Here is a 26,369-nt window from a genome sequence, read left to right on the forward strand (position 1 = left end):
CGCGGGGTCACCCCACTGCTTTCCGCCACTCAACACCTCACCTCCCACCCTTCCTTGGAGCTTCATCCATGGCTTCCTCCTTGCCGAGAACCGCAGCCGTCTCGGCCGTCGTCGCCACCGCGCTGGCCGCCGGCCTGCTCGCCGGGGCCACCACCTCGGCGGCAGAGACCACCGGCGCGCCCCGCATCCACGACATCCAGGGCACCACCCGGATATCCCCGCTCGTGGGCAGCCAGGTCGCGGACGTACCGGGCATCGTCACCGGTGTGCGGACGTACGGGTCTAAGGGGTTCTGGTTCCAGGACCCGGAGGCCGACGGCGATCCGGCCACGAGTGAGGGCCTGTTCGTCTACACCGGCTCCGTCCCGACCGTAGCCGTCGGCGACGCGGTCACCGTCTCCGGCACGGTCACCGAGTACGTGCCGGGCGGCCTGAACTCGGGCAACCAGTCGCTGACCCAGATCTCCCGCCCCAAGGTCACCGTCCTGTCCTCCGGCAACGCCGTCCCCGAGCCGGTCGTCATCACCGCGGACAGCGTCCCCGCCGCGTACACGCCGGACGGCGACCCGGCCGCCGGCGGCTCCATCAACGGCCTGCCGCTCAGGCCGTCCGCGTACGCCCTCGACTACTACGAGTCCCTGGAGGGCGTCAACGTCCGCATCGGGGAGTCGCGGGTCGTCGGCGCCAGCGCGTACAGCGAGCTCTGGGTCACCGTGAAGCCCCGCGAGAACCCCACCCGGCGCGGCGGCACCCGCTACGGCTCGTACGACGCCCAGAACACCGGCCGGCTGAAGGTCCAGTCGCTGGTCCCGACCGCCCAGCAGCCCTTCCCCGACGCCAACGTCGGCGACCGGCTCGCCGGGGGCGCCGAGGGCCCGCTGGACTTCAACCAGTACGGCGGCTACACCCTCGCCTCCCGCTCCGCCGTCACCGTCGAGGACCGCGGACTGCGCCCCGAGCGGACCCGCGAGCAGCACTACAAGGAGCTCGCGGTCGCCACGTACAACGTGGAGAACCTCGACCCGGGCGACCCGCAGGGCAAGTTCGACGCGCTCGCGAAGGGCGTCGTCGAGAACCTCGCCTCGCCCGACATCGTGGCCCTGGAGGAGATCCAGGACAACAGCGGGCCGAAGGACGACGGCACGGTCGCCGCCGACGAGACGCTGAAGAAGTTCACGGACGCGATCGTCGCGGCCGGCGGTCCCGCGTACGAGTGGCGCGGCATCGACCCCGAGGACAAGAAGGACGGCGGCCAGCCCGGCGGCAACATCCGCCAGGTGTTCCTCTTCAACCCGGAGCGCGTGGCCTTCGTGGACCGCAGGGGCGGGGACGCGACGACCGCGACCGGTGTGGTGAAGCGGTACGGCAAGGCGACGCTCACCCACTCCCCCGGCCGCATCGCCCCGTCGGACGCCGCCTGGGAGAACAGCCGCAAGCCGCTGGCCGGCGAGTTCTTCTTCCGCGGCAAGCGGGTCATCGTCGTCGCCAACCACTTCGGCTCGAAGGGCGGCGACCAGTCGATCGTCTCCCACCAGCAGCCGCCGAACCGTTCCTCCGAGGTGGAGCGCCACCAGCAGGCCCGGGTGGTGAACTCCTTCGTCAAGGACGTCCTCGCGGTCCAGCGGAACGCGAAGGTCGTCGTCCTCGGCGACATCAACGACTTCGAGTTCTCGGACACCACGAAGATCCTCACCGACGGCGGCGCGCTGTACCCGGCGATCCTGTCCCTGCCGGCGGCCGAGCGGTACTCGTACGTCTACCAGGGCAACAGCCAGGTGCTGGACCAGATCCTGACGAGCCCGGCGATCCGCCGCTTCGCGTACGACAGCGTGCACATCAACGCCGAGTTCGCCGACCAGAACAGCGACCACGACCCGCAGGTGCTGCGCTTCCGGCCGTGACGCCGCCGGGCGCCCCCGCTACACGCCCGGGCTCATGCTGAGCGCGGGCGTGTAGCGCCGCACGGTGCTGCGCACGAGCCCCGGGTAGTGCTGCACGCGGCGCCACTGCGGGGTACCCGCCCCGATGCCCTGGCCGGCCGGGGCGGCCAGGGCCTCCTCGTGGGCCCGGACGGTCTCCCATTCGGCGTAGTTGAGGACGTGCGTGCCGTCCAGGCTGACGTGGAAGTGCGCGGAGATGCCGCCCGGATGCGGGGCCGGATCAGTGGAGAGCGCCTCGAACACCGCGTCCACCCAGGCCCTCCGCCGTGCCGGGTCGGGACCGTCGAACTCGACGTCCACGGCGACCACGCAGCCGGGGACCCGCTGGTCGCCCGGCACGGCAGCACCACTGCGGTAGCGCTCGTACATCCGGAACGAGGCGCGGTCGATGCCGGGGACCGCGGCGTCGATCTCGGCGTTCCTCGGCCCGCGCTGGGTCCGCACCAGCTCGTGGTAGTCCTCCTCGGAGCCCCACTGCGAGTAGTGCAGCAGCCGGTCCCCGTCGTCCCCCACGAGCACGCTGTACGAGAGCAGGCCCGCGACCGGCCAGGGTCGCCGCGCCCAGGTACGGGCGACGGCGTCCACCGCGGCCTGCTGACGCTCCGGCGTTCCGACGCGCCAGGTGGTCGCGATGACCAGCCCGGCGTCCGGGCGGGTGAGGTCGGGGCGGGAGTGGGGCTGGACGTGCACGGTCACGGGTCTGCCTCCTCGGTCGGGTCCGGCCGCGTCCCTCGGCGCGGCCGGACGTCCTCCACTCTCCGACCTGAAGCGGACTTGAGGTCAAGACCCGGAAGGCCACGTCCCGGTGAGCCTGCGAACGCCGACCGCACCGCTGCGGTTGACGGCCGCCCTGACCGCCGCGAAGACGGCGCCCTGGAGGGCCGCGGCGAGCAGCACCTCCTGCCAGTCGCGGTCCTCGTCCAGCGCGTCTGGGGCGTCGCTGCCGCGCCCCACCACCTTCCAGATCTGTGTGAACAGCGCACTGGCCGCCGCGCCGGCCGCCATGCCGAGCAGCAGGCCGACCGGCCGGTACAGCACCTTCTGCTTCTGTTTCCGCTTGCTCTTCGGCTTCGGGGGTGTGCGGCTCATCGCCCCCCTCCCCACCGGGCCCGCGGCCCTCCCCTGCGGGACGCGCCCGCCCCGTGCACTGCGGCACGGCCGGCGAGCACCGCGGCCAGGAGCACCACCGCGCCCCCCGCGGCGGCCGCGACCAGGACCACGGGCCGCCGTTCGCCGTGCACGGCGTGGGCGGCGCGGGCCCGCAGATCCGTCCTGGCGATGAGCTGGTCCAGGGTCTCGACCAGTTCCTGCCGCTTCTGCGCCGCTTCGAGGCGCAGTTCGTCGGGACGTGTCATCGGTGCACCCTCTCCTTGATCTCGTCCACGTCGGAGCGGACGCCGTCGAGGGCGCGCTGCGGCACCGGCGGCACCGCACGGCGCACCTGCGCCCGCCCCAGCAACGCCAGCACACCCGCGCAGAGGAAGAGCACACCGGTCACGATGAGCGCGGCCGCCCAGACGTCCAGCACCAGCGCGAGCAGCGCCACGGCGGTGCCGGCGAGGGCGATGAGACCGACGTAGGCGACGGCTCCCGCCGCACCGAGCAGTCCGCCGCCGACACCGGCGCGGCGGCCCTTCTGCGTCAGCTCCGCCCGCGCGGTGCGCACCTCCAGCCTGACCAGGTCGGCCACCTGCTCCGACGCCCGTTTGACCAGCTCACCGACCGAGGGTTCTCCGGCCACGACCGACCGCCTCCCTTCGTCGCCATCTGAGGGACGTCCGGGTACCCCCCGCTGTCCGCTGCATGCGGGCCGCCACCACGGTTGAGCATTGCTTCACCGTCACCGGAGCACATCTAAGTGGACGTGGAGCGTTCCCGCCGGAAGACTGCGCGGATGACGAACGAGAGCACGCCCTTCGGCCGCGTCCTGTGCGCGATGGTCACGCCCTTCACCGCCACGGGCGGGTCACTGGACCTCGACCGGGCCGCCGGGCTCGCCGCCGGGCTGCTGGCGGACGGCTGCGACGGGCTCGTCCTCTCCGGGACCACGGGCGAGTCGCCCACCACGTCCGACGCGGAGAAGAGCGCGCTGATCCGGGCGGTACGGGACGCGGTGGGCCCCTCGGCGGTGCTGCTGGCCGGGGTCGGCACAGCCGACACGGCCCACACCGCGGAGCTGGCCCGCCAGGCGGAGGACGCCGGCGCCGACGGGCTCCTCGTCCTCCCCCCGTACTACAGCCGGCCGCCGCAGGCCGCGGTGGAGGCACACGTGCGCCGCGTGGCGGACGCGACGGGCCTGCCGCTCATGCTCTACGACATCCCCGGCCGCACGGGCGTGCGCATCGAGCCGGAGACCATGCTGCGGCTGGCCGAGCACCCGAGGATCGTGGCGGTGAAGGACTGCGCGTACGACCTGCTCGGCTCGACCAAGGTCATCGCGGGTTCCTCCCTCGCCTTCTACTCGGGGTGCGAGGAGCTGAACCTGCCCCTGTACGCGGTCGGTGGCGCGGGCTGCGTCAGCACGGTGGCCAACGTGGCGCCCGGCGCGGTGCGCGCGGTGCTGGACGCCTTCGACGCGGGCGACACCGCGGAGGCGGCCCGGCGCAACGGGCTGCTGCTGCCGCTCGTCGAGCGGATGACCGCCGCCGGGCTGCCGGGCGCGGTCACCGCGAAGGCGCTGCTGGACGCCGGCCCCGTGCGGGAACCGCTGCAGCCCGCCGACCGGAACGCGGTCGACGGGCTGCGGCGGGTGTACGGGGACCTGGCGGCCGCCCTCAGTCGATGATGAGGTTCCTCCCGAGGACGGCGACGTGCTCCAGCACGTCCTCCATCGGGTCGTCGATCTGCCCCGCGTTGACGAGTGCGACGCGCGGCCCGTTGTGGGAGTGCGTGTTGCTCTCGTCGGCATGGGCGCTCCCGCCCGTGAGTGCCGCCGCCAGGGCGGCCGCCCCGGCGACCAAGGCGACCCGGCCGATCCTCATGTCCGCTCCTCACCTGACCGTTTCATGTGACCCTGCGTCGACCTGTTCATCTGCCCGGCGGCCAGGAGGTCACGGAAGGTCACACGAAAGGTGACGGCGGCTCAGTCGTTGCTGTGCAGGATGTCGTTGAGGCCGCCCCAGACCGCGTTGTTCGGGCGGGCCTCGACGGTCCCGGTGACCGAGTTGCGGCGGAAGAGGATGTTCGAGGCGCCGGACAGCTCGCGGGCCTTGACGACCTGCCCGTCGGGCATGGTGACGCGCGTGCCGGCCGTGACGTACAGACCCGCCTCTACCACGCACTCGTCGCCGAGGGCGATGCCCACGCCCGCCTCGGCGCCGACGAGGCAGCGCTCGCCGATGGAGATGACGACGTTGCCACCGCCGGACAGCGTGCCCATGGTGGAGGCGCCGCCGCCGATGTCGGAGCCGTCGCCGATGACGACGCCGGCGGAGATCCGGCCCTCGACCATGGAGGTGCCGAGGGTGCCGGCGTTGAAGTTGACGAAGCCCTCGTGCATCACGGTGGTGCCGGCCGCCAGGTGGGCACCGAGCCGGACGCGGTCGGCGTCGGCGATGCGCACGCCCTTGGGAGCGACGTAGTCCGTCATACGCGGGAACTTGTCGATGCTGGTGACCTGGAGGTGCAGGCCGTCGGCGCGGGCGTTGAGGCGCACCTTCTCGATGTCGTCGACGGCCACGGGGCCGAGGCTGGTCCAGGCGACGTTGGCGAGCAGCCCGAAGACGCCGTCCAGGTTCTGCCCGTGCGGCCGGACGAGCCGGTGGCTGAGCAGGTGCAGGCGCAGGTAGGCGTCGTGCGCGTCGAGCGGCTTGTCGTCCAGCGAGGCGATCACGGTGCGGACGGCGACGACCTCGACGCCGCGGCGGGCGTCCACGCCGAGGGCCTTGGCGGCTCCGTCGCCCAGGAACCGTACGGCCTCGTCCGGCGTGAGGCGCTCGGTACCGGCGGGACCGGTCGCCTCGGCGAGCTCGGGAACGGGGAACCAGGTGTCGAGGACGGTGCCGTCGCCGGCGATCGTGGCGAGGCCGGCGGCGACGGCCCCGGTGGTGCGAGGTGCAGAAGTCATGACCCGAACCTAACCGGCGAGGCACGCCGTGTGCGAACCGGTCTCAGGGGCCGGGCCGGGCCCAGCCCGGCTGCTCGGGCCGCCCCGCCTGCCGCGCGAGGGCGATCCCCGGTTAACGTGTCCCGGTCAATCCGGGGGATCGAACACAGGAGCACATCCGTATGGCGCAGGACTCCACGGGGGCGCACGAAGACGACAGGAGAGCGGACGGAACGGGGGGCCCGACGACGCCGGAGCCCACCGACCGGCCCGACCCGTCGCAGAGCCCCACCGCACCCGAGGCCACCGACCGGCCCAACCCGTCGCAGAGCCCCACCGCACCCGAGCCCACCGACCGGTCCGACCCGCGGTCCGGTTCGACCGCCGCCGCGTCCGCCCCGCCGCAGGGGGCCGACGGGCCGGGCCTGCCGGGCCCCGGCGGGCACGAGGGATACGCCGGTCACGGCGGTTACGCCGCGTACGGGGCGCCCGGCCCGTACGGGCCGCCCGGCAACGGCGGCTGGGCGGGCTGGGCGGGACCGCCCGGACCACCGAAACCCGGGGTCATCCCGCTGGGGCCGCTGGGGCTCGGTGACGTCCTCGGCGGCGCCTTCAGCACACTGTGGCGCGCGTGGGCCGCCCTGACGGGTTTCTGCCTCGCCGTCTTCGGGCTGCTCCTGGCGCTGCTCGGCGCCGTGTTCCTGGTCGGGTTCCTGACCCTCGGGGCGACGGCCGGCGACATGCTGACCCTGGAGGCGGACGACACCGTCTTCGACGCTGCGCCGGTGATCCTGTTCCTCGTCGTCTTCTACGTGTGCGCGTTCCTGGGGACGGCGGTCGCCGGCGCGCTCCTCTACGCCGTCGGCCCCGCGGCCCTGCGGATGGCGGTGGTGGGCGGACCGGTGCGGTTCGCGATGCTGTGGCGCCAGTCGTGGGCGCGCATGTGGGCGGTCCTGGGCGCCATCGTCCTGACCTCGCTGTGCGTGACGCTTCCCGTGGTCGCCGTGATCGTCGCGGTCGCGGCCCTGGGAGCGGCCTCCGACGGCGCGCCCTGGGTGTGGCTCATCGGTGTGCCCGCGGTGCTGGGCGTGATGGCGCTGGCCGCCTGGCTGTGGGTGCGGTTCAGTCTGGCGCCGTCGGCGGCCGTCCTGGAGCGGCTCGGCCCGGTGCAGGCCATGCGCCGCTCTGCGCGCCTGGTGGAGGGTACGTGGTGGAGGGTGTTCGGGTTCACCCTCGTCGGCGGGCTGATCGCGGGCGCCCTGGCCTGGGTGATCCAGATGGTGTTCCAGCTGGTCGGCCTGGTGCCCTTCCTCATCCTGCTGCCGAGTGACAGCTCGGACGCCCCCGTGGCGGCGATCCTGGTGATGGCGGCCCTGTTCCTGGTGGGTTTCGCGATATCCCAGATCGTCGCCTCGGTGTTCCCCTCGCTGGTCCAGGGCCTGATCTACATCGACCGCCGGATCCGTACGGAGAACCTGGCCGCCGCGCTGGCCGACTCCGCGGGCGTGACGCTGCCCGCGCCGGGCACGGCGCCGTACGCCGGCGGCCCGTACGGTCCGCCGCCCGCGGTCTGACGTACCTGTGACAACGGCCGTGCCCGCGGGGATCGCTCCCGGCGGGCACGGCCGTTGCTGCGTCGCGGCGGCGGTCAGACGTTGAAGCCCAGGGCCCGCAGCTGCTCGCGGCCGTCGTCCGTGATCTTGTCCGGGCCCCACGGCGGCATCCAGACCCAGTTGATGCGCAGGTCGTTGACGATGCCGTCGGTCGCCGACTTCGCCTGGTCCTCGATGACGTCGGTCAGCGGGCAGGCCGCGGACGTGAGCGTCATGTCCAGGGTGGCGACGTTGGAGTCGTCGACGTGGATGCCGTAGATGAGGCCGAGGTTGACGACGTCGATGCCCAGCTCGGGGTCGACGACGTCGTACAGCGCCTCGCGCACCTCCTCCTCGGTCGCGGGCTTCATCGGCACCGAGGTCTCGTTCTCGCTCATGCGGTCTTCTCCTCGCCCAGCGCCTGGGCGGTCGCGTCCTTCCACGCCATCCAGCTCAGCAGCGCGCACTTCACACGGGCCGGGTACTTGGAGACCCCGGCGAACGCGACGGCGTCCTCCAGGAGGTCCTCCATCGCGTCGTCCGGCTCGATCCTGCCCTTGGACTGCATCAGCTCCAGGAACGTGCCCTGGATCCGCTGCGCCTCCGCCAGGTCCTTGCCGACGAGCAGCTCGTTCAGCACCGACGCGGACGCCTGGCTGATGGAGCAGCCCTGGCCCTCGTACGACACGTCCGCGACGCGGGTCCCGTCGTACTTCACGCGGAGCGTGATCTCGTCGCCGCACGTCGGGTTGACGTGGTGCACCTCGGCGTCCCCGTCCCGCAAGCCCCGCCCGTGCGGGTGCTTGTAGTGGTCCAGGATGACGTCCTGGTACATCGAATCCAGCTTCACCGAAGCGTCAGCCCCTCATCCGAAGAAGTTGCGGACGTGCTCCAGGCCGTCCACCAGGGCGTCGACCTCGGCCGGCGTGGAGTACAGATAGAACGACGCTCGCGTGGTCGCAGGAATTCCGTACCGCAGGCAGACGGGCCGGGCGCAGTGGTGGCCGACGCGGACCGCGATGCCCTGCTCGTCGAGCACCTGGCCCACGTCGTGGGGGTGGATGTCGCCGAGCGTGAAGGAGATCGCCGCGCCGCGGTCCTCGGCCGTGGAGGGGCCGATGATCCGCAGGTCCGGCACCGACTGGAGGCGCTGGATCGCGTACGCGGTGATCGCGTGCTCGTGGGCCGCGATCCTGTCCATGCCGATGGAGTCGAGGTAGTCCACGGCCGCGCCGAGGCCCACGGCCTGGGCGATCGGTGGTGTGCCCGCCTCGAACTTGTGGGGTGCGGGGGCGTAGGTGGAGGAGTGCATCGAGACGGTCTCGATCATCTCGCCGCCGCCGAGGAAGGGCGGCAGGTCCTCCAGGAGTTCCTGGCGGCCCCACAGCACGCCGATGCCCGTCGGGCCGCACATCTTGTGGCCGGTGAAGGCGACGAAGTCGGCCTGCAGGGCCTGGACGTCCAGCGCCATGTGGGGGGCGGCCTGCGAGGCGTCGATGAGGACGAGCGCGCCGACCTCCTGGGCGCGGCGGACTATCGCCTCGACCGGGTTCAGGGTGCCGAGGATGTTGGAGACCAGCACGAAGGAGACGATCTTCGTCTTCGGCGTGATGACCTCGTCGATCCGGGACAGGTCGAGGCGGCCGTCGTCGGTCAGCCCGAACCACTTCAGCTTCGCGCCGGTGCGCTGCGACAGCAGCTGCCACGGGACGATGTTGGAGTGGTGCTCCATCTCGGTGATGACGATCTCGGTCTCGGCGTCCACGCGGTAGGGCTCGTCGGCCCAGCCGAGCATGTTCGCCACCAGGTTCAGCGACTCGGAGGCGTTCTTGGTGAAGATCACCTCGTCGCGGCTGGGCGCGTTGATGAAGGCGGCGACCTTGTCGCGGGCGCCCTCATACAGCTCCGTGGCCTCCTCGGCCAGGACGTGGACGCCGCGGTGCACGTTGGCGTTGTGCCGCTCGTAGTACTCGCTCACCGCGTCGATCACCTGGCGCGGCGTCTGGGACGTCGCCGCGTTGTCCAGGTAGACGAGCTTCTTGCCGTCGTGGAGGACCCGGTCGAGGATCGGGAAGTCCTTGCGGATCGCCTCTGTGTCGAGGAGGCCCGGAAGCTGTGTCACTCGGATGCGCCGCCCTTCGTGTACGCCTCGTAGCCCTCTGACTCCAGCTTGTCGGCGAGCTCGGGGCCACCGGACTCGACGATGCGGCCGCCGGCGAAGACGTGCACGTGGTCCGGCTTGATGTAACGGAGGATACGCGTGTAGTGCGTGATGAGCAGGGTGCCGACCTCGCCGGTCTCGCGGACGCGGTTGACGCCCTCGGAGACGATGCGCAGCGCGTCGACGTCGAGGCCGGAGTCCGTCTCGTCGAGGACCGCGATCTTCGGCTTGAGGAGCTCCAGCTGGAGGATCTCGTGGCGCTTCTTCTCACCGCCGGAGAAGCCCTCGTTGACGTTCCGCTCGGCGAAGGAGGGGTCCATGTTGAGGCGCTGCATGGCCTCCTTGACCTCCTTGACCCAGGTGCGGAGCTTGGGGGCCTCGCCGCGGATCGCGGTGGCGGAGGTGCGCAGGAAGTTCGAGACGGAGACGCCGGGGACCTCGACCGGGTACTGCATGGCGAGGAAGACGCCGGCGCGGGCGCGCTCGTCGACGGACATCTCCAGGACGTCCTCACCGTCGAGGGTGACCGTGCCGCCGGTGACCGTGTACTTGGGGTGACCGGCGAGGGAGTAGGCGAGCGTCGACTTGCCGGAGCCGTTGGGGCCCATGATGGCGTGGGTCTCGCCCTGCTTCACGGTCAGGTCGACGCCCTTGAGGATCTCCTTCGTGGTGTTTTCGGCCTCGACGGAGACGTGCAGGTCGCGGATTTCAAGCGTTGCCATGGGTGACTCAGGACTCCTGGGTGACGGAGACGAGCACATCGTCCCCTTCGATCTGTACGGGGTAGACGGGGACGGGGCGCGTCGCGGGAAGACCGGACGGCTTGCCGGTGCGGAGGTCGAAGCTGGAGCCGTGCAGCCAGCACTCGATGGCGCAGTCCTCGACCTCGCCCTCGGAGAGGGAGACGTTCGCGTGGGAGCAGATGTCGTTGATCGCGAAGACCTCGCCCCCGGTGCGGACGACGGAGACCGGCGTGCCGTCGATCTCCACCCGCTTGGGGGTGTCCTCTTCCAGCTCGCCGAGCGAGCAGGCGCGGACGAAGGCCATCAGACGGATGCCTCCAGTTCGGCCTCGATCTTCTCGATGAGCCGCTGCTCGACGTCCGCGAGGCCGATCTGCTGGACCAGCTCGGCGAAGAAGCCGCGGACGACCAGACGGCGGGCCTCGGCCTCCGGGATGCCGCGGGCCATCAGGTAGAACAGCTGCTCGTCGTCGAAGCGGCCGGTGGCGGAGGCGTGGCCGGCGCCGGCGATCTCGCCGGTCTCGATCTCCAGGTTGGGCACCGAGTCGACCCGGGCCCCGTCGGTGAGGACGAGGTTCCGGTTCAGCTCGTAGGTGTCGGTGCCCTCGGCGGCGGCCTGGATGAGGACGTCGCCGATCCACACGGCGTGCGCCTCCTCGCCCTGGAGGGCGCCCTTGTAGGCGACGTTCGAGGAGCAGTGCGGCACATTGTGGGTGACGAGGAGGCGGTGCTCCTGGTGCTGCCTGGCGTCGGTGAAGTACAGGCCGAACAGCTCCGCGCTGCCGCCGGTCCCGGCGTACTCGACGCGCGGGTGGATGCGGACGAGGTCGCCGCCGAAGGTGACGACGACGGACTTGAAGGAGGCGTCGCGGCCGACGAGCGCGTTGTGCTGGGCACAGTGGACGGCCGTGTCGTCCCAGTCCTGCACGGAGACGACGGTCAGCTTGGCGCCGTCGCCGAGGCGGAAGTCGACGTTGGCGGCGAGGACGGCGTCCCCGGTGTGGTCGAGGACCACGACGGCCTCGGCGAAGGCGCCGACCTCGACGGCCAGGTGGCCGAAGGAGGTGCCGCCCTGACCGTGCACGCCGATGCGGACCGGCTCGGTGAGCACGGCGTCCTTGGGCACGCTGACGACGGTGGCCTTCTCGAACGCGGAGTACGCCTGGGCGGCGACCCGGTCGACGGGGGTGCCGGCCTTGCCGAGCCGGGCGTCGTCACGGCCGACGGTCTCGACGGTGACGGGGTCGGGCGCGGTCACCTCGACGCGTACCCCCTCCCCGGTGGCGGTCGCGGTGCCGTCGTGCAGCCCGCGCAGGCGCTCCAGCGGGGTGAACCGCCACTCCTCCTCGCGGCCGTGCGGGACCGGGAAGTCCGCGACGTCGAAGGACGGCGGGGCGCTCATGCGGGTGGCGACGGTCGACTCTGCGGCCACCGCGATGGAGCCGGCGGTGGTCGAGCCGACCGGGATGTTGTCAGCCATGGCTGTCGTGGTTTCTCTTCCTACGTGCGTGCGTCGTCAAGTCGTGCGGCCGCGCGGGCGCGGCGCGGCGGGGCCGCGCCCGGCCGCGGGTGCGGGGGCGTCAGCCGACCGCGCCCTCCATCTGCAGCTCGATCAGCCGGTTGAGCTCCAGGGCGTACTCCATCGGCAGCTCCTTGGCGATCGGCTCGACGAAGCCGCGCACGATCATGGCCATGGCCTCGTCCTCGGACAGGCCGCGGCTCATCAGGTAGAAGAGCTGGTCCTCGGAGACCTTGGAGACGGTCGCCTCGTGGCCCATGGACACGTCGTCCTCGCGCACGTCGACGTACGGGTACGTGTCGGAGCGGGAGATCGTGTCGACGAGCAGGGCGTCGCAGAGCACGTTGGACTTGGAGCCCGGGGCACCCTCGCCGATCTCGATGAGACCGCGGTAGGAGGTGCGGCCGCCGCCTCGCGCCACCGACTTGGAGACGATGTTGGAGGACGTGTTCGGCGCCATGTGGACCATCTTGGCGCCGGCGTCCTGGTGCTGGCCCTCGCCCGCGAAGGCGATGGACAGGGTCTCGCCCTTGGCGTGCTCGCCCATGAGGTAGACGGCCGGGTACTTCATGGTGACCTTGGAGCCGATGTTGCCGTCGACCCACTCCATGGTCGCGCCCTCGTACGCCACGGCGCGCTTGGTGACGAGGTTGTAGACGTTGTTCGACCAGTTCTGGATGGTCGTGTAGCGGCAGCGCGCGTTCTTCTTCACGATGATCTCGACGACGGCGCTGTGCAGCGAGTCGGAGGAGTAGATCGGCGCGGTGCAGCCCTCGACGTAGTGCACGTAGGCACCCTCGTCGACGATGATCAGGGTGCGCTCGAACTGGCCCATGTTCTCGGTGTTGATCCGGAAGTAGGCCTGGAGCGGGATGTCCACGTGGACGCCCGGCGGGACGTAGATGAAGGAGCCGCCGGACCACACGGCGGTGTTCAGCGAGGCGAACTTGTTGTCGCCGACCGGGATGACCGTGCCGAAGTACTCCTGGAAGAGCTCCGGGTGCTCCTTCAGCGCGGTGTCCGTGTCGAGGAAGATGACGCCCTGGCTCTCCAGGTCCTCGCGGATCTGGTGGTAGACGACCTCGGACTCGTACTGGGCGGCGACACCGGCGACGAGGCGCTGCTTCTCCGCCTCCGGGATGCCGAGCTTGTCGTACGTGTTCTTGATGTCCTCCGGCAGGTCCTCCCAGGAGGCGGCCTGCTTCTCGGTGGACCGGACGAAGTACTTGATGTTGTCGAAGTCGATGCCGGAGAGGTCGGAGCCCCAGGTCGGCATGGGCTTCTTGCCGAAGAGGCGCAGACCCTTCAGCCGCAGCTTCAGCATCCACTCCGGCTCGTTCTTCTTCGCGGAGATGTCGCGGACGACGTCCTCGTTGAGGCCGCGCTTGGCGGTGGCGCCGGCCGCGTCGGAGTCGGCCCAGCCGTACTCGTACCGACCCAGGCCCTCAAGCTCGGGGTGGCTGATCTCGGTGGTCATGCGGGGTTCCTCCCGGCCGTGCTTACGGATGCTGATGCTGGTGGAGAAGTCTTCGTCGTGGTGCGTGACGCCGTGCTCCGCGGCGGCTGCTGCGGGTCGCCGTGCGGGATGAAGGTGGTGCAGACCCCGTCGCCGTGCGCGATGGTCGCCAGGCGCTGGACATGGGTGCCGAGCAGACGGGAGAAGATCTCCGTCTCCGCCTCGCAGAGCTGCGGGTACCGCTCCGCGACGTGGACCACCGGGCAGTGGTGCTGGCACAACTGCTGGCCGACCTGACCGGCCGGGGCCTTGCGTGCCGTCGCAGCGTACCCGTCGGCACTCAGCGCCCTGGCCAGCGCCGCGGCGCGCTCCTGCGGCGGCACCGACTCGACGGCCTCGCGGTAGCCCTCCATCTGGGCCTCCACGCGGTCGCGGGCGAAGGCGGCCACGGCGGCCTCGCCCCCGGCGTTCTGCTCGATCCAGCGCAGGGCGTCGACGGCGAGCCGGTCGTACGACTGGTCGAAGGCGTCCCGGCCGCAGTCGGTGAGCGCGAACACCTTCGCGGGCCTGCCACGTGAACGCGCGCCGTACACGCGCTGTTCCCGCGGAGCCACGACGTCGTCGGCGACCAGGGCGTCCAGGTGCCGGCGCACGGCGGCCTGGGTGAGGCCGAGCCGCTCCGCGAGCTGCGCCACGGTGGACGGCCCGTGGCCCAGGATGGACCGCGCGACCCGGTTGCGGGTGGACCGCTCCCCGGTCGCGAGCTCCTCCCCAGGGGCAGCGGGGGTCGCACCGACGTTTTTCACAACGCCATTGTTGCGTAATTCAGAAGAGGGTGACAAGCCAGGCCCGGAGCGACCCCTCGTGCCGTACATCACTTAGGGAAACCTAACCTGACCTGCGGAAACGATCATATTCGGCAGCTTCGACGGCCGGCGCGAACCGGTCGGCGGCGGCGCCGCGCGGCACCCCCGACCGCCTCTGAGCAGGCCGGAGAGGCCCAGGCGGCCGACCGGGCGGCCACGCCCGGGCTACCCCGCCACCCGCGCCGGGCCACCGCCGCGTGGCCGGAACCTGAGGGCCGGGCGCCCGCCGCGGCTCCTTAGACTGCGTACCCATGCGATACGAGTCCGCCGTCCGGGTACGGGGCCTGGTCAAGCGGTACGGAACGAAGACCGCGGTGGACGGGCTCGACCTCGACGTCCGCGCGGGCACCGTCACCGCCGTCCTCGGCCCCAACGGAGCCGGCAAGACCACCACCGTCGAGACCTGCGAGGGCTACCGCAAGCCCGACGCGGGCACGGTCTCCGTCCTGGGCCTCGACCCGGTGCGCCAAGCGGGTGAGCTGCGCCCGCGCATCGGCGTGATGCTCCAGTCCGGCGGGGTCTACTCGGGCGCCCGCGCCGACGAGATGCTCCGCCACATGGCCCGCCTGCACGCCCACCCCCTCGACGTGGGGGCCCTCATCGAGCGCCTCGGCCTCGGGTCCTGCGGCCGCACGCCCTACCGGCGGCTCTCCGGCGGCCAGCAGCAGCGGCTCGCCCTGGCCCTGGCCGTGGTCGGCCGCCCCGAGCTGGTGTTCCTCGACGAGCCGACGGCCGGCCTCGACCCGCAGGCCCGCCGCGCCACCTGGGACCTGGTGCGCGAGCTGCGCACCGACGGCGTGACGGTGGTCCTCACCACCCACTTCATGGACGAGGCCGAACAGCTCGCCGACGACGTGGCGATCATCGACGGCGGCCGGGTCGCCGCGCAGGGCACGCCCGAGCAGCTGTGCCGCGGCGGCGCCGAGGACTCCCTGCGCTTCGCCGGACGCCCCGGCCTCGACCTGGGCTCCCTGCTGAAGGCTCTCCCCGACGGCACGGCGGCCGCGGAGGTCGCCCCCGGCGCGTACCGCATCCGCGGCACGATCGACCCCCAGCTGCTGGCCACGGTCACCACCTGGTGCGCCCAGAACGGGGTGATGCCGGACCGCATCGCGGTGGAGCGGCACACGCTGGAGGACGTCTTCCTGGAACTGACGGGCAAGGAGCTGCGGGCGTGAACCACCGGACCCGCCGGGGCCCCGGGAGCCGCCCCGCGCACGCACACGGCCCGCGACCGACCGGCAAGGAGCAGCACGGATGAGCACGGGTACCCACACCCCCCGGCCGGGGGCGGCGCCCGTCGGGCGGATGATCGCCGCGCAGGCGGCACTGGAGACGCGCATGCTGCTGCGCAACGGCGAGCAGCTGCTGCTCACCGTCGTCATCCCCTCGCTGCTGCTGGTGCTGTTCTCCACCGTCGACATCGTCGACACGGGCGACGGCCGGGCGGTGGACTTCCTCGCCCCCGGCGTGCTGGCGCTGGCCGTGATGTCGACCGCCTTCACCGGGCAGGCCATCGCCACCGGCTTCGAGCGGCGGTACGGCGTGCTCAAGCGGCTCGGCGCCTCTCCCCTGCCGCGCTGGGCGCTCATGACCGCGAAGACGCTGAGCGTGCTGGTCACGGAGGTGCTCCAGATCCTGCTCCTGACGGCGATCGCCCTGGCGCTCGGCTGGTCGCCGCACGGCAACCCGCTGGCGGTGCTCCTGCTGCTGGTGGCGGGCACCGCGGCGTTCTCGGGGCTCGGGCTGCTCATGGCGGGCACGCTCCGGGCGGAGGCGACGCTGGCCGCGGCGAACCTCGTCTTCCTGTTGCTCCTCGTGGGCGGCGGGGTGGTGGTGCCGCTGGACAAGTTCCCGGACGCCGCCCGGGCCGTCCTGGAGCTGCTGCCGATCTCGGCGCTCTCGGGCGGGCTGCGGGACGTGCTCCAGGACGGAGCCGGCATGCCGTGGGGCGCCCTCGCCGTGCTGGCCGCCTGGGCCGTGGCGGGGCTGGGCGCGGCGGGACGGTTCTTCCGGTGGGAGTAGCGGTCCGTCCGGCGGGGCCGGCGGTTCTTCCAGCGGCTGCGGACGCAGGGGGGACCCTCGTGAACGCTCTCACAAGCGGCCGCCTACGATAGGCCCGTGTTGACCCCCCTCGCCTTGATTGCCCGACGCTGGACCCCCTCCCCCAGGACGCTCCGGCGCGCCACCCTCGCAGCGGTCGTCATGTCCGTCCTGATCATCGTCACCGGCGGCGCCGTCCGGCTCACCGGTTCCGGCCTCGGCTGCGACACCTGGCCGAAGTGCACCGACGACAGCCTCTTCGCGACGCCGGAGGAGGGCATCCACGGCGCCATCGAGTTCGGCAACAGGCTGCTGACGTACGTCCTGTCGGCGGCCGTCGGCTGGGCCATCGTCGCGAGCCGCTCGGTGAAGCCGCGGCGCCGGCGCCTGAGCCGGCTGGCCTGGGTGCAGTTCTGGGTCGTGCTGCTCAACGCCGTCCTCGGCGGCATCACGGTCTGGATGGAGCTCAACCCGTGGATCGTCGCGGGTCACTTCATCGCGGCGAACCTGCTGCTGACCGTGGCGACCCTCACCTGGATCCGCGCCGGCGAGGGCGACGGGGCGCCCAGGCCGCGGGTCCCGGGGCCGGTCCGCAAGCTGGGCTGGGCCCTGGTGGCGGCGTCCGCGGTGCTGATCGTGGCCGGTACGGGGGTCACCGGCTCCGGCGAGCACGCGGGCGACAGCAGCGACGTCCCGCGGATGCCGTTCGACTACGAGCGGGTGGCACAGGTCCACGCGGCCTTCGCCTGGCTGGTGGTCCTGCTGGCCGTCGCCCTGTTCGTCGCCCTGCGGGTGGTCGACGCCCCGGACGACATCCGCGCCCGCGCGCGGGACCTGCTGGTGGTGCTGGCCCTGCAGGGCGCCATCGGCTACGTCCAGTACTTCAACGGCGTCCCCGAGGTGCTCGTGGGCGCCCACATGCTCGGCTCGGCCCTCCTGTGGGTCGCGGTCCTGCGCCTGGCCCTGGCCACCCGCGAGCGCCCCTCCGACCCCGCGGCCGCGGCCCCTGCCCGGACGGAGGGTGTGGCGTTGCCCGCGGGCGCCTGAGGGTTCCCGCAGCCACCTGGCTCCGCCGGGCGGTCCACCGATCCAGCCCGTTGCCCGCCGCGCGCTCCCCGCTGCGGCCATCGCGGCGCCCCGAGCCCGAACGGCGGGGGCGCCAGCGGCGCACCGCGAAGTCGGGCCCGGGTGTCGAAGGACGTGGTGCCCGAGGCGGGCGCCCCGGCCGAGCTGCGCCTCGAAGGTGCCGAGGCCCAGCTCCGCGCGCAGCACCCCGTGGCAGTAGTGGTCCACCAGCGCCGGGGTGTCGATCATCGCGAGGGCTCCCTGCCGCCGGGCGCGGCCTCGCGGCCGCACGGGTGCGTCGTTACGTCGTGTGCCACACGTCCCGACGACGCCCCGGCGAAGTGGTGCCTTGCTGAGCGTGGTGCGGGACCGGTGCCCCGCCGATCGTCCGGGTCGGTTGCCGGCCGGGCTCAGTCGTCCGTCTTTCCGCCGAGCTGGATGCCGGCCATGCGGCTCCACTCGTACGGACCGGTGCGGACCTTGGCGGCGAACTCGCCGTCGAACGACTCGTGCAGGGTGAGGCCCGCCTTCTCCGCCGCGGCCCGGGCGATGTCCCCGGTGGGGGCGACGAGGTCGCCCCAGCCGCCGTCCGCGCCGACGAGCACGATGCGGGTGCCGGCCTGGCCGATGTAGGAGAGCTGGCCCTCCGCGCCGCCGTGCTGCCGCGCGAACGCCTGGATCTGCTTGGCGAGCTTCGCCGCCGTTCGCTCGGCCTGCTTGCCGCCCTGCTTGGTGGTGTCTGCCATAGGGCGATGCTACTTCCGGGTAGATCAACGTGCGACGGGCGGGCCACGTGGCCTTGGCCACGCGGCCCGCCCGCGGGTGCTCGTCGGGGGCTCGGGGCCCCGGTCGGTCCGCTACCTCAGGAAGGGGTCCACGGCCACCGCGACGAAGAGCAGCGACACGTAGGTGATCGACCAGTGGAAGAGGCGCATCTCCTTCAGCCCCGCGCCGGTCTCGCCGGAGCGGGCGCGGTTCTGCAGGGCGTGCGCCTCCCACAGCCACCAGCCGCCGGTGACCAGTGCGACCGCGGTGTAGAACCAGCCGGTGTAGCCGAGCGGCTGGAGCAGCAGGGATACGGCCACCATGACCCAGCTGTAGAGGACGATCTGCCGGGCGACGACCTTGTTGGAGGCGATGACGGGCAGCATCGGCACGCCCACGCGGGCGTAGTCGTCCTTCACCTTCATGGACAGCGGCCAGTAGTGGGGCGGCGTCCAGAAGAAGATGACGAGGAAGAGGATCACGGCGGCCCACGACATGGAGTCCGTGACGGACGACCAGCCGATCAGGACCGGCATGCAGCCGGCGATGCCGCCCCACACGATGTTCTGCGCGGTGCGGCGCTTGAGGATCATCGTGTAGACGACGACGTAGAAGAGGAGCGCACCGAGGGCCAGCCACGCCGACAGCCAGTTGACGAAGACGCCGAACCAGAGCGTCGACACCACGGCGAGGGCGAGCCCGAAGACGAGGCCCTCGCGCGGGGAGACCATGCCCGTCACCAGCGGCCGCTGGGAGGTGCGGTCCATGAGGGCGTCGATGTCCCGGTCGATGTACATGTTGAGCGCGTTGGCGCCGCCGGCGGAGAGGTAACCGGCGAAGCAGGTGTGCAGCACCAGCCACAGGTCCGGCACGCCCTGCTCGGCGAGGAACATCACCGGGACCGTCGTGATCAGCAGAAGCTCGATGATCCGCGGCTTGGTCAGCGCCACGAACGCCTTGACGCGGGCACCGAACGGCCGATGGGCCGGGCTTGCTTCCAGCTCCCCGACTGCCCCAAGGGCGTGGGAGGTACCCCCACCCGCTGGACGGGATTCGACGGCCGTCACGCACACCCCTGACAGAGACATCCCAGCGAGCCCGTGTCCTGTGACGTGTAAGGACCGGTGAGGACTCGCGCGTACCACGCCACTGTAGACGTTGCCCGATGGCCGCCCGTCGCGGGGGGTGGGTCGTGTTGACCGGGCGGCGGCGGCCGCCGCGTCGGGAGCGGGGCGCGGGGGCCGCCGTGCGCGGGCGGCTCAGAAGGGCGTCTCCCCTCCTCGTACGAGCGCTCGGATGAGCGGGTCCGAGGGGGACGGGCGACGGATGAGCGATCGGATGAGCGACCCCGGTGAACACCTGGTGCACACGGCCCCGCGCGGGTGGCGGCACCCGGTCCCAGGCCGGAAAATCGGGCCTGGTGACGGGATAGGCTCGGCAGCGGCCGGTGCGACCGAACGTCATCGGCATGCGACATGTGGAGAGGAGCCCTGACCTAGGGTGAGCACCAAGCCGACCACCACAGACTTCGAGTGGACCGCATTGGACCAGCGTGCCGTCGACACCGCCCGTGTCCTGGCCGCGGACGCCGTACAGAAGGTCGGCAACGGCCATCCCGGTACGGCCATGAGCCTGGCCCCCGCCGCGTACACGCTCTTCCAGAAGGTGATGCGCCACGACCCGTCCGACCCGGACTGGACCGGCCGCGACCGGTTCGTGCTCTCGGCGGGGCACTCCTCGCTGACCCTGTACACGCAGCTGTACCTGGGCGGCTTCGGCCTGGAGCTGGACGACCTCAAGGCGTTCCGCACCTGGGGCTCGAAGACGCCCGGCCACCCCGAGTACGGCCACACCAAGGGCGTCGAGACGACGACCGGCCCGCTGGGCCAGGGCGTCGCCAACGCCGTCGGCATGGCGATGGCCGCCCGCTACGAGCGCGGCCTGTTCGACCCGGAGGCGGCGCCCGGCACCTCGCCGTTCGACCACTTCGTGTACGTCATCGCCGGTGACGGCTGCCTCCAGGAGGGCATCGCCGCCGAGGCGTCGTCGATGGCCGGGCACCAGAAGCTCGGCAACCTGGTCATGCTGTGGGACGACAACCACATCTCGATCGAGGGCGACACCGAGACCGCCGTGTCCGAGGACACGATGAAGCGGTACGAGGCGTACGGCTGGCACGTGCAGCGCGTGGAGCAGAAGGAGAACGGCGACCTCGACCCCGAGGCGCTGTACGCGGCGATCCAGGCGGCCAGGGCCGAGACGGAGCGCCCCTCCTTCATCGCCATGCGGTCGATCATCGCCTGGCCGGCGCCGCACGCGCAGAACACCGAGGCGGCACACGGCTCCGCGCTGGGCGACGAGGAGGTCGCGGCGACCAAGCGCGTGCTGGGCTTCGACCCGGAGCGGGCCTTCGAGGTGTCGGACGAGGTCATCGGCCACACCCGCAAGCTCGGCGACCGGGGCGGCGAGGCCCGCGCCGCGTGGGAGAAGGACCTCCAGGAGTGGCGTGCCGCCAACCCGGAGCGCGCCGCCGAGTTCGACCGGATCTCCGCGGGCGAGCTGCCCAAGGGCTGGGAGGACAGGCTCCCTGTCTTCGAGCCGGGCAAGGGCGTCGCCACCCGCGCCGCCTCCGGCAAGGTCCTCCAGGCGCTGGGCGGCGTGATCCCCGAGCTGTGGGGCGGCTCCGCCGACCTCGCCGGCTCGAACAACACGACGATCGACAAGACGTCGTCGTTCCTGCCCGGGGGCAACCCGCTGCCGGAGGCCGACCCGTACGGCCGGACCATCCACTTCGGCATCCGCGAGCACGCGATGGCCGCCGAGATGAACGGCATCGCGCTGCACGGCAACACCCGGATCTTCGGCGGCACCTTCCTGGTGTTCTCCGACTACATGCGCAACGCGGTCCGGCTGTCGGCGCTGATGCACCTGCCGGTGACCTACGTGTGGACGCACGACTCGATCGGTCTCGGCGAGGACGGCCCGACCCACCAGCCGGTGGAGCACCTGGCGTCGCTGCGCGCGATCCCCGGCCTGAGCGTGGTCCGCCCGGCCGACGCGAACGAGACGGCCATCGCCTGGCGCGAGATCCTCAAGCGGTGGACGAAGGAGTTCGGCAAGGGCACCCCGCACGGCCTGGCGCTGACCCGGCAGGGCGTGCCGACGTACGAGCCGAACGAGGACACCGCCAAGGGCGGCTACGTGCTCCTCGACGCCGAGGGCGGCGCACCGGAGGTCGTGCTGATCGCCACCGGTTCCGAGGTGCACCTGGCCGTGGCGGCGCGCGAGCAGCTGCAGGCGGACGGCGTGCCGACGCGTGTCGTGTCGATGCCGTGCGTCGAGTGGTTCGAGGAGCAGGAGCAGGGGTACCGGGACTCGGTGCTGCCGCCGTCCGTGAAGGCGCGCGTGGCGGTGGAGGCCGGCATCGGGCTGACCTGGCACCGGTACGTGGGCGATGCGGGCCGCATCGTGTCGCTGGAGCACTTCGGTGCCTCCGCGGACGGCAAGCTGCTGTTCCGCGAGTTCGGCTTCACCCCGGAGGCGATCGCCGCCGCCGCCCGGGAATCGATCGCGGCCACGGCACGCTGACGCCCGTACGAGTACTAGTAGGAGATGCATCTCTCATGACAGACGCACTCAAGCGCCTCTCCGACGAAGGCGTCGCGATCTGGCTGGACGACCTGTCCCGCAAGCGGATCACCTCGGGGAACCTCCAGGAGCTGATCGACCAGCAGCACGTGGTGGGTGTCACCACCAACCCGTCGATCTTCCAGAAGGCGATCTCCGAGGGCCACGGCTACGACCGCCAGCTGGAGGACCTCGCGGCCCGCCGGGTGACCGTCGAGGAGGCCATCCGGATGATCACGACGGCGGACGTCCGCGACGCCGCCGACATCCTGCGCCCGGTGTACGACGCGACGCAGGGCCAGGACGGCCGCGTGTCGATCGAGGTCGACCCGCGACTGGCCCACAACACGCGCGCCACGGTCGCCGAGGCGAAGCAGCTGGCGTGGCTAATCGACCGGCCGAACACGCTCATCAAGATCCCCGCCACGAAGGCGGGCCTCCCGGCGATCACCGAGGTCATCGGCCTCGGCATCAGCGTGAACGTGACGCTGATCTTCTCGCTGGAGCGCTACCGCGAGGTCATGGACGCCTACCTGGCCGGGCTGGAGAAGGCCAAGGAGCGCGGCCTGGACCTGTCGAAGATCCACTCGGTGGCGTCCTTCTTCGTGTCCCGCGTGGACACCGAGATCGACAAGCGCCTGGACAACCTGGGCACCGCCGAGGCGAAGGCCCTGCGCGGCAAGGCCGCCCTCGCCAACGCCCGCCTCGCCTACCAGGCGTACGAGGAGGTCTTCGGGTCGGAGCGCTGGGAGGCGCTGGACCGGGCCCAGGCCAACAAGCAGCGCCCGCTGTGGGCCTCGACCGGGGTGAAGGACCCGGCGTACAAGGACACGCTGTACGTGGACGAGCTGGTCGCGCCCGGCACGGTGAACACCATGCCGGAGGCGACGCTGGAGGCCACCGCCGAGCGCGGTGACATCCGCGGCGACTCCATCGCCGGCACGTACGAGCAGGCGCGGGCCGACCTGGACGCCGTCGAGAAGCTGGGCATCGGCTACGACGACGTGGTGGGCCTGCTGGAGGAGGAGGGCGTCGAGAAGTTCGAGGCGTCCTGGAACGACCTGCTCAAGTCGACGGAGGCGGAGCTGAAGCGCCTCGCCCCTACGGAGGCGTAGGGCCTTGCAGAGCAGCAATCCGCTGCGTGACGCCGCGGACCGACGGCTCCCGCGTATCGCGGGGCCGTCGGGCCTGGTCATCTTCGGTGTCACGGGTGACTTGTCACGCAAGAAGCTGATGCCCGCGGTGTACGACCTCGCGAACCGGGGGCTGCTGCCGCCGGGCTTCTCGCTGATCGGGTTCGCCCGGCGCGACTGGGAGAACGAGGACTTCGCCCAGGTCGTCCACGACGCGGTGAAGGAGCACTCCCGGACCCCCTTCCGCGAGGAGGTCTGGCAGCAGCTCATCCAGGGCATGCGGTTCGTGCAGGGCGACTTCGGTGACGACGAGGCGTTCGAGCAGCTCCGCGCGACCATGGAGGAGCTGGACAAGGCGCAGGGCACGGGCGGCAACTTCGCCTTCTACCTGTCGGTGCCGCCGAAGTTCTTCCCGAAGGTCGTGCAGCAGCTGAAGAAGCACGGGCTGGCGGACCAGAAGGACGGGTGCTGGCGCCGCGCGGTCATCGAGAAGCCGTTCGGGCACGACCTGGCGTCGGCGCAGGAGCTGAACCGGATCGTCCACGAGGTGTTCACCCCGGACCAGGTGTTCCGGATCGACCACTACCTCGGCAAGGAGACGGTCCAGAACATCCTTGCGCTGCGGTTCGCGAACACGCTGTTCGAGCCGATCTGGAACCGGTCGTACGTCGACCACGTGCAGATCACGATGGCCGAGGACATCGGCATCGGCGGCCGGGCCGGCTACTACGACGGCATCGGCGCCGCCCGCGACGTCATCCAGAACCACCTGCTCCAGTTGCTGGCGCTGACCGCGATGGAGGAGCCGGCGTCGTTCGACGCGGACGCGCTGGCCGCCGAGAAGACCAAGGTGCTGGGCGCGGTCCGGCTGCCGAAGGACCTCGGCGCTTCCACGGTCCGCGCGCAGTACACGGCCGCGTGGCAGGGCGGCGAGCGGGTCGTCGGCTACCTGGAGGAGGAGGGCATCGACCCGGCCTCCACGACCGACACGTACGCCGCGATCAAGCTGGGCATCGACAACCGCCGCTGGGCGGGCGTCCCCTTCTACCTGCGGACTGGCAAGCGCCTGGGCCGCCGGGTCACCGAGATCGCGGTGGTGTTCCAGCGGGCGCCGCACTCCCCGTTCGACCACACCGCGACGGAGGAGCTGGGGCACAACGCCCTGGTCATCCGCGTCCAGCCGGACGAGGGCGTGACCGTGCGGTTCGGGTCGAAGGTCCCCGGCACCTCGATGGAGGTCCGGGACGTGTCGATGGACTTCGCGTACGGCGAGTCGTTCACCGAGTCGAGCCCCGAGGCGTACGAGCGGCTGATCCTGGACGTCCTCCTCGGCGACGCCAACCTCTTCCCGCGCGTGGAGGAGGTCGAGCTGTCCTGGCGGATCCTGGACCCCATCGAGGAGTACTGGGACCGCGACAGCAGGCCCGCGCAGTACCAGGCGGGCACCTGGGGGCCGGCCGAGGCGGACGAGATGCTCGCACGAGACGGACGGAGCTGGCGCCGGCCATGAAGATCGACCTGACGGACACCACCTCCAGCAACATCAACAAGGCGCTGGTGCAGGGGCGGCGCGCGATCGGCACGCCGGCTGTCGGCATGGTGCTGACCCTGGTCATCGTCACGGACGAGGAGAACGCGTACGACGCGCTCAAGGCCGCCAGTGAGGCGTCCCGGGAGCACCCGTCGCGGACCCTGGTCGTGATCAAGCGGGTCGCGCGGTCTCCGCGCGACCGGGCCAAGGCACGCCTGGACGCCGAGGTGCGGGTGGGCGCCGACGCGGGCACCGGCGAGACGGTGATCCTGCGGCTGTACGGCGAGGTCGTGGACCACGCCCAGTCGGTGGTGCTGCCGCTGCTGCTGCCGGACGCGCCCGTGGTGGTCTGGTGGCCGGTGAACGCGCCGACCGACCCGGCCAACGACCCGCTGGGCGCGCTCGGCCAGCGCCGCGTCACCGACACGTACAACGCCGAGGACCCGATCGGGGAGCTGAAGGACCGCTCCGCGGCCTACACGCCGGGGGACACGGACCTGTCCTGGACCCGGATCACGCCGTGGCGCTCGATGCTGGCCGCGGCGCTGGACCAGGTCGTGTGCGAGGTCACCGCGGCCGAGGTCGAGGGCGAGGAGTTCAACCCCAGCGTGGAGCTGCTGGCCATGTGGCTGGCCGACCGGTTGAACGTTTCGGTGCGGCGCTCCCCGTCGAAGGGCCCCGGGCTGACGGCCGTGCGCCTGGCGACGAGCTGCGGGCCGATCGTCCTCGACCGGCCCAACGGCTCGCTGGCGACGCTGTCCATCCACGAGCAGCCGGACCGTGCCGTGGCGCTCAAGCGCCGCGAGACGTCCGAGCTGATCGCCGAGGAGCTGCGGCGGCTCGACCCGGACGACATCTACGCCTCCGCGCTGCGGTTCGGAGTGGACCGGCTCGTCGATCAGGCCCCCGAGCCGACGGGCGGGGGTGCCGGGACGGGCGGCACCGCCGGCGCCCCGGCGGCGGCCGGCGCGGAGACCGGAGCCGGGGACGGGGCGGGGGACGGCGGCAAGGCCGACGCCACCGCCGGGAAGTCGGGCTCCGCCGCGAAGAAGTCCCCGGCGAAGAAGGCGGCGGCGAAGTGAGCGCACCCCGGCTCGTCGTCCACCGCGACAAGGAGCTGATGGCCCAGGCCGCCGCGGCCCGGCTCATCACCCGGATCGTCGACGCCCAGTCCGCCCGCGGCTCGGCGTCGGTGGTGCTGACCGGCGGCCGCAACGGCAACGGCCTCCTGGCCGCGCTGGCGGCGGCCCCCGCCCGGGACGCGGTCGACTGGTCGCGGCTCGACCTGTGGTGGGGTGACGAGCGCTTCCTGCCGGAGGGCGACCCCGACCGCAACGACACGCAGGCGCGGGCCGCGCTGCTGGACAGTGTGCCGCTGGACCCGGTGCGGGTGCATACGATGCCGGTGTCGGACGGCCCGTACGGCGCGGACGCGGACGCCGCGGCCGCCGCGTACGCGGAGGAACTGGCCGCGGCGGCGCAACCGGAGAACCACGGTCCGGTGCCCTCGTTCGACGTGCTGCTGCTGGGCGTGGGCCCCGACACACATGTGGCGTCGCTGTTCCCCGAGCACCCGGCGGCGCGGGAGGCGGAGCGCACGGTGGTGGGCGTGCACGGCGCGCCCAAGCCCCCGCCGACCCGGGTGTCGCTGACGTTCCCGGCGATCCGGGCCGCCCGCGAGGTGTGGCTGCTGGCGGCCGGCGAGGACAAGGCGAAGGCGGTGGCGATGGCCCTGTCCGGCGCGGGTGAACTCCAGGCGCCCGCGGCGGGTGCCTACGGGCGGTCCCGCACCCTGTGGCTGCTGGACGCGGCGGCCGCGTCCCAGTTGCCCCGGTCGCTGTACCCGTCGGCGCAGCCCTGACGGACGGTCGTACCGGAGGCCCG

27 protein-coding genes are annotated in these 26,369 nt (G+C 72.0%); 11 read left to right on the forward strand and 16 right to left on the reverse strand.

All coding sequences use genetic code 11. The features are described from left to right. Positions 1-68 precede the first annotated feature (68 nt). Positions 69-1,901, forward strand: coding sequence for an endonuclease/exonuclease/phosphatase family protein (locus BJP40_RS18150; protein ID WP_071281255.1), 1,833 nt, complete (start codon positions 69-71; stop codon positions 1,899-1,901). 18 nt (positions 1,902-1,919) lie between these two features. Here BJP40_RS18150 and BJP40_RS18155 read toward each other — a convergent pair whose 3' ends face one another. From BJP40_RS18155 to BJP40_RS18170, 4 genes are all read right to left on the reverse strand, one after another. Continuing rightward, a complete protein-coding gene (locus BJP40_RS18155) occupies positions 1,920-2,636 on the reverse strand; it encodes an antibiotic biosynthesis monooxygenase (RefSeq protein WP_071281256.1) in 717 nt (238 codons plus the stop codon). A gap of 84 nt (positions 2,637-2,720) precedes the next feature. Continuing rightward, a complete protein-coding gene (locus BJP40_RS18160; RefSeq protein ID WP_071274871.1) occupies positions 2,721-3,029 on the reverse strand; it encodes a DUF4235 domain-containing protein in 309 nt (102 codons plus the stop codon). Then, positions 3,026-3,295, reverse strand: a complete 270-nt coding sequence (locus BJP40_RS18165) for a DUF3618 domain-containing protein (RefSeq protein WP_071281257.1) — start codon at positions 3,293-3,295, stop codon at positions 3,026-3,028. Before BJP40_RS18165 ends, BJP40_RS18160 begins: the two co-directional genes overlap by 4 nt. Further along, a complete protein-coding gene (locus tag BJP40_RS18170; protein WP_071274877.1) occupies positions 3,292-3,681 on the reverse strand; it encodes a phage holin family protein in 390 nt (129 codons plus the stop codon). The genes BJP40_RS18165 and BJP40_RS18170 overlap by 4 nt, the downstream gene beginning before the upstream one ends. Before the next feature lie 153 nt (positions 3,682-3,834). Between BJP40_RS18170 and BJP40_RS18175 the strand changes: the two genes are divergently transcribed. Continuing rightward, positions 3,835-4,725, forward strand: coding sequence for a 4-hydroxy-tetrahydrodipicolinate synthase (locus BJP40_RS18175; RefSeq protein ID WP_071281258.1), 891 nt, complete (start codon positions 3,835-3,837; stop codon positions 4,723-4,725). Here BJP40_RS18175 and BJP40_RS18180 read toward each other — a convergent pair. Further along, positions 4,715-4,921, reverse strand: coding sequence for a hypothetical protein (locus tag BJP40_RS18180; RefSeq protein WP_071274880.1), 207 nt, complete (start codon positions 4,919-4,921; stop codon positions 4,715-4,717). The genes BJP40_RS18175 and BJP40_RS18180 overlap by 11 nt on opposite strands. 101 nt (positions 4,922-5,022) lie before the next feature. Beyond that, entirely contained in the window at positions 5,023-6,006 is a 984-nt protein-coding gene (gene dapD / locus BJP40_RS18185; RefSeq protein WP_071281259.1) for a 2,3,4,5-tetrahydropyridine-2,6-dicarboxylate N-succinyltransferase, read from the reverse strand. A 161-nt stretch (positions 6,007-6,167) separates the two neighbouring features. On the opposite strand from dapD, the gene BJP40_RS18190 reads away from it, so the two are divergent. After that, on the forward strand, positions 6,168-7,559 hold the full coding sequence (locus BJP40_RS18190) for a hypothetical protein (protein WP_079171271.1): 1,392 nt from the start codon (positions 6,168-6,170) through the stop codon (positions 7,557-7,559). Between the two features lie 74 nt (positions 7,560-7,633). On the opposite strand, the gene BJP40_RS18195 is transcribed toward BJP40_RS18190, so the two are convergent. From BJP40_RS18195 to BJP40_RS18230, 8 genes are all read right to left on the reverse strand, one after another. Beyond that, positions 7,634-7,975, reverse strand: coding sequence for a metal-sulfur cluster assembly factor (locus BJP40_RS18195; RefSeq protein ID WP_071274885.1), 342 nt, complete (start codon positions 7,973-7,975; stop codon positions 7,634-7,636). After that, complete coding sequence (sufU, locus tag BJP40_RS18200; protein WP_071281260.1) at positions 7,972-8,427, reverse strand: Fe-S cluster assembly sulfur transfer protein SufU; 456 nt, start codon at positions 8,425-8,427, stop codon at positions 7,972-7,974. The genes BJP40_RS18195 and sufU overlap by 4 nt, the downstream gene beginning before the upstream one ends. Positions 8,428-8,442: 15 nt before the next feature. Beyond that, complete coding sequence (locus BJP40_RS18205) at positions 8,443-9,699, reverse strand: cysteine desulfurase (RefSeq protein ID WP_071274891.1); 1,257 nt, start codon at positions 9,697-9,699, stop codon at positions 8,443-8,445. Beyond that, positions 9,696-10,460, reverse strand: a complete 765-nt coding sequence (gene sufC / locus BJP40_RS18210) for a Fe-S cluster assembly ATPase SufC (protein ID WP_071281261.1) — start codon at positions 10,458-10,460, stop codon at positions 9,696-9,698. Before sufC ends, BJP40_RS18205 begins: the two co-directional genes overlap by 4 nt. Before the next feature lie 7 nt (positions 10,461-10,467). Next, positions 10,468-10,785 carry a bifunctional 3-phenylpropionate/cinnamic acid dioxygenase ferredoxin subunit gene (locus BJP40_RS18215; RefSeq protein ID WP_071274897.1) on the reverse strand — a complete coding sequence of 106 codons (318 nt, stop codon included), beginning with the start codon at positions 10,783-10,785 and terminating at the stop codon, positions 10,468-10,470. Beyond that, complete coding sequence (gene sufD, locus BJP40_RS18220) at positions 10,785-11,960, reverse strand: Fe-S cluster assembly protein SufD (protein WP_071274900.1); 1,176 nt, start codon at positions 11,958-11,960, stop codon at positions 10,785-10,787. The genes BJP40_RS18215 and sufD overlap by 1 nt, the downstream gene beginning before the upstream one ends. Positions 11,961-12,060: 100 nt before the next feature. Continuing rightward, positions 12,061-13,476 (reverse strand): Fe-S cluster assembly protein SufB, encoded by a 1,416-nt coding sequence (sufB, locus tag BJP40_RS18225; RefSeq protein WP_071274903.1) that lies wholly within the window; start codon positions 13,474-13,476, stop codon positions 12,061-12,063. Then, positions 13,473-14,261, reverse strand: a complete 789-nt coding sequence (locus BJP40_RS18230) for a metalloregulator ArsR/SmtB family transcription factor (RefSeq protein WP_071281262.1) — start codon at positions 14,259-14,261, stop codon at positions 13,473-13,475. The genes sufB and BJP40_RS18230 overlap by 4 nt, the downstream gene beginning before the upstream one ends. Before the next feature lie 311 nt (positions 14,262-14,572). Here BJP40_RS18230 and BJP40_RS18235 point away from each other — a divergent pair, with 311 nt between their 5' ends. The 3 genes from BJP40_RS18235 to BJP40_RS18245 all read left to right on the forward strand — a co-directional run bounded on the left by BJP40_RS18235 (position 14,573) and on the right by BJP40_RS18245 (position 17,411). Further along, on the forward strand, positions 14,573-15,499 hold the full coding sequence (locus BJP40_RS18235; protein WP_071281263.1) for an ABC transporter ATP-binding protein: 927 nt from the start codon (positions 14,573-14,575) through the stop codon (positions 15,497-15,499). A 79-nt stretch (positions 15,500-15,578) separates the two neighbouring features. Next, positions 15,579-16,346, forward strand: coding sequence for an ABC transporter permease (locus BJP40_RS18240; RefSeq protein WP_071281264.1), 768 nt, complete (start codon positions 15,579-15,581; stop codon positions 16,344-16,346). Positions 16,347-16,442: 96 nt separating this feature from the next. Then, positions 16,443-17,411 carry a heme A synthase gene (locus BJP40_RS18245; RefSeq protein ID WP_071281265.1) on the forward strand — a complete coding sequence of 323 codons (969 nt, stop codon included), beginning with the start codon at positions 16,443-16,445 and terminating at the stop codon, positions 17,409-17,411. A gap of 428 nt (positions 17,412-17,839) precedes the next feature. On the opposite strand, the gene BJP40_RS18250 is transcribed toward BJP40_RS18245, so the two are convergent. Then, a complete protein-coding gene (locus BJP40_RS18250) occupies positions 17,840-18,175 on the reverse strand; it encodes a hypothetical protein (protein ID WP_071281266.1) in 336 nt (111 codons plus the stop codon). Between the two features lie 111 nt (positions 18,176-18,286). Further along, on the reverse strand, positions 18,287-19,261 hold the full coding sequence (locus tag BJP40_RS18255; RefSeq protein ID WP_071274738.1) for a heme o synthase: 975 nt from the start codon (positions 19,259-19,261) through the stop codon (positions 18,287-18,289). 433 nt (positions 19,262-19,694) lie between these two features. Between BJP40_RS18255 and tkt the strand changes: the two genes are divergently transcribed. The 5 genes from tkt to pgl are packed head-to-tail and all read left to right on the forward strand — an operon-like array spanning position 19,695 to position 26,346. Continuing rightward, positions 19,695-21,782 carry a transketolase gene (gene tkt / locus BJP40_RS18260; RefSeq protein ID WP_071281267.1) on the forward strand — a complete coding sequence of 696 codons (2,088 nt, stop codon included), beginning with the start codon at positions 19,695-19,697 and terminating at the stop codon, positions 21,780-21,782. A gap of 35 nt (positions 21,783-21,817) precedes the next feature. Then, positions 21,818-22,936 carry a transaldolase gene (gene tal / locus BJP40_RS18265; RefSeq protein ID WP_071274717.1) on the forward strand — a complete coding sequence of 373 codons (1,119 nt, stop codon included), beginning with the start codon at positions 21,818-21,820 and terminating at the stop codon, positions 22,934-22,936. A gap of 4 nt (positions 22,937-22,940) precedes the next feature. After that, positions 22,941-24,464: a glucose-6-phosphate dehydrogenase gene (gene zwf / locus BJP40_RS18270; protein ID WP_071274714.1), complete on the forward strand. Its 1,524-nt coding sequence runs from the start codon at positions 22,941-22,943 to the stop codon at positions 24,462-24,464. Next, positions 24,461-25,567 (forward strand): glucose-6-phosphate dehydrogenase assembly protein OpcA, encoded by a 1,107-nt coding sequence (opcA, locus tag BJP40_RS18275; RefSeq protein WP_071281268.1) that lies wholly within the window; start codon positions 24,461-24,463, stop codon positions 25,565-25,567. The genes zwf and opcA overlap by 4 nt, the downstream gene beginning before the upstream one ends. Continuing rightward, positions 25,564-26,346 carry a 6-phosphogluconolactonase gene (gene pgl / locus BJP40_RS18280; RefSeq protein WP_071281269.1) on the forward strand — a complete coding sequence of 261 codons (783 nt, stop codon included), beginning with the start codon at positions 25,564-25,566 and terminating at the stop codon, positions 26,344-26,346. The genes opcA and pgl overlap by 4 nt, the downstream gene beginning before the upstream one ends. Positions 26,347-26,369: the final 23 nt, after the last annotated feature.

It is taken from the genome of Streptomyces sp. CC53, from assembly GCF_001865245.1.
Lineage (GTDB): Bacteria > Actinomycetota > Actinomycetes > Streptomycetales > Streptomycetaceae > Streptomyces.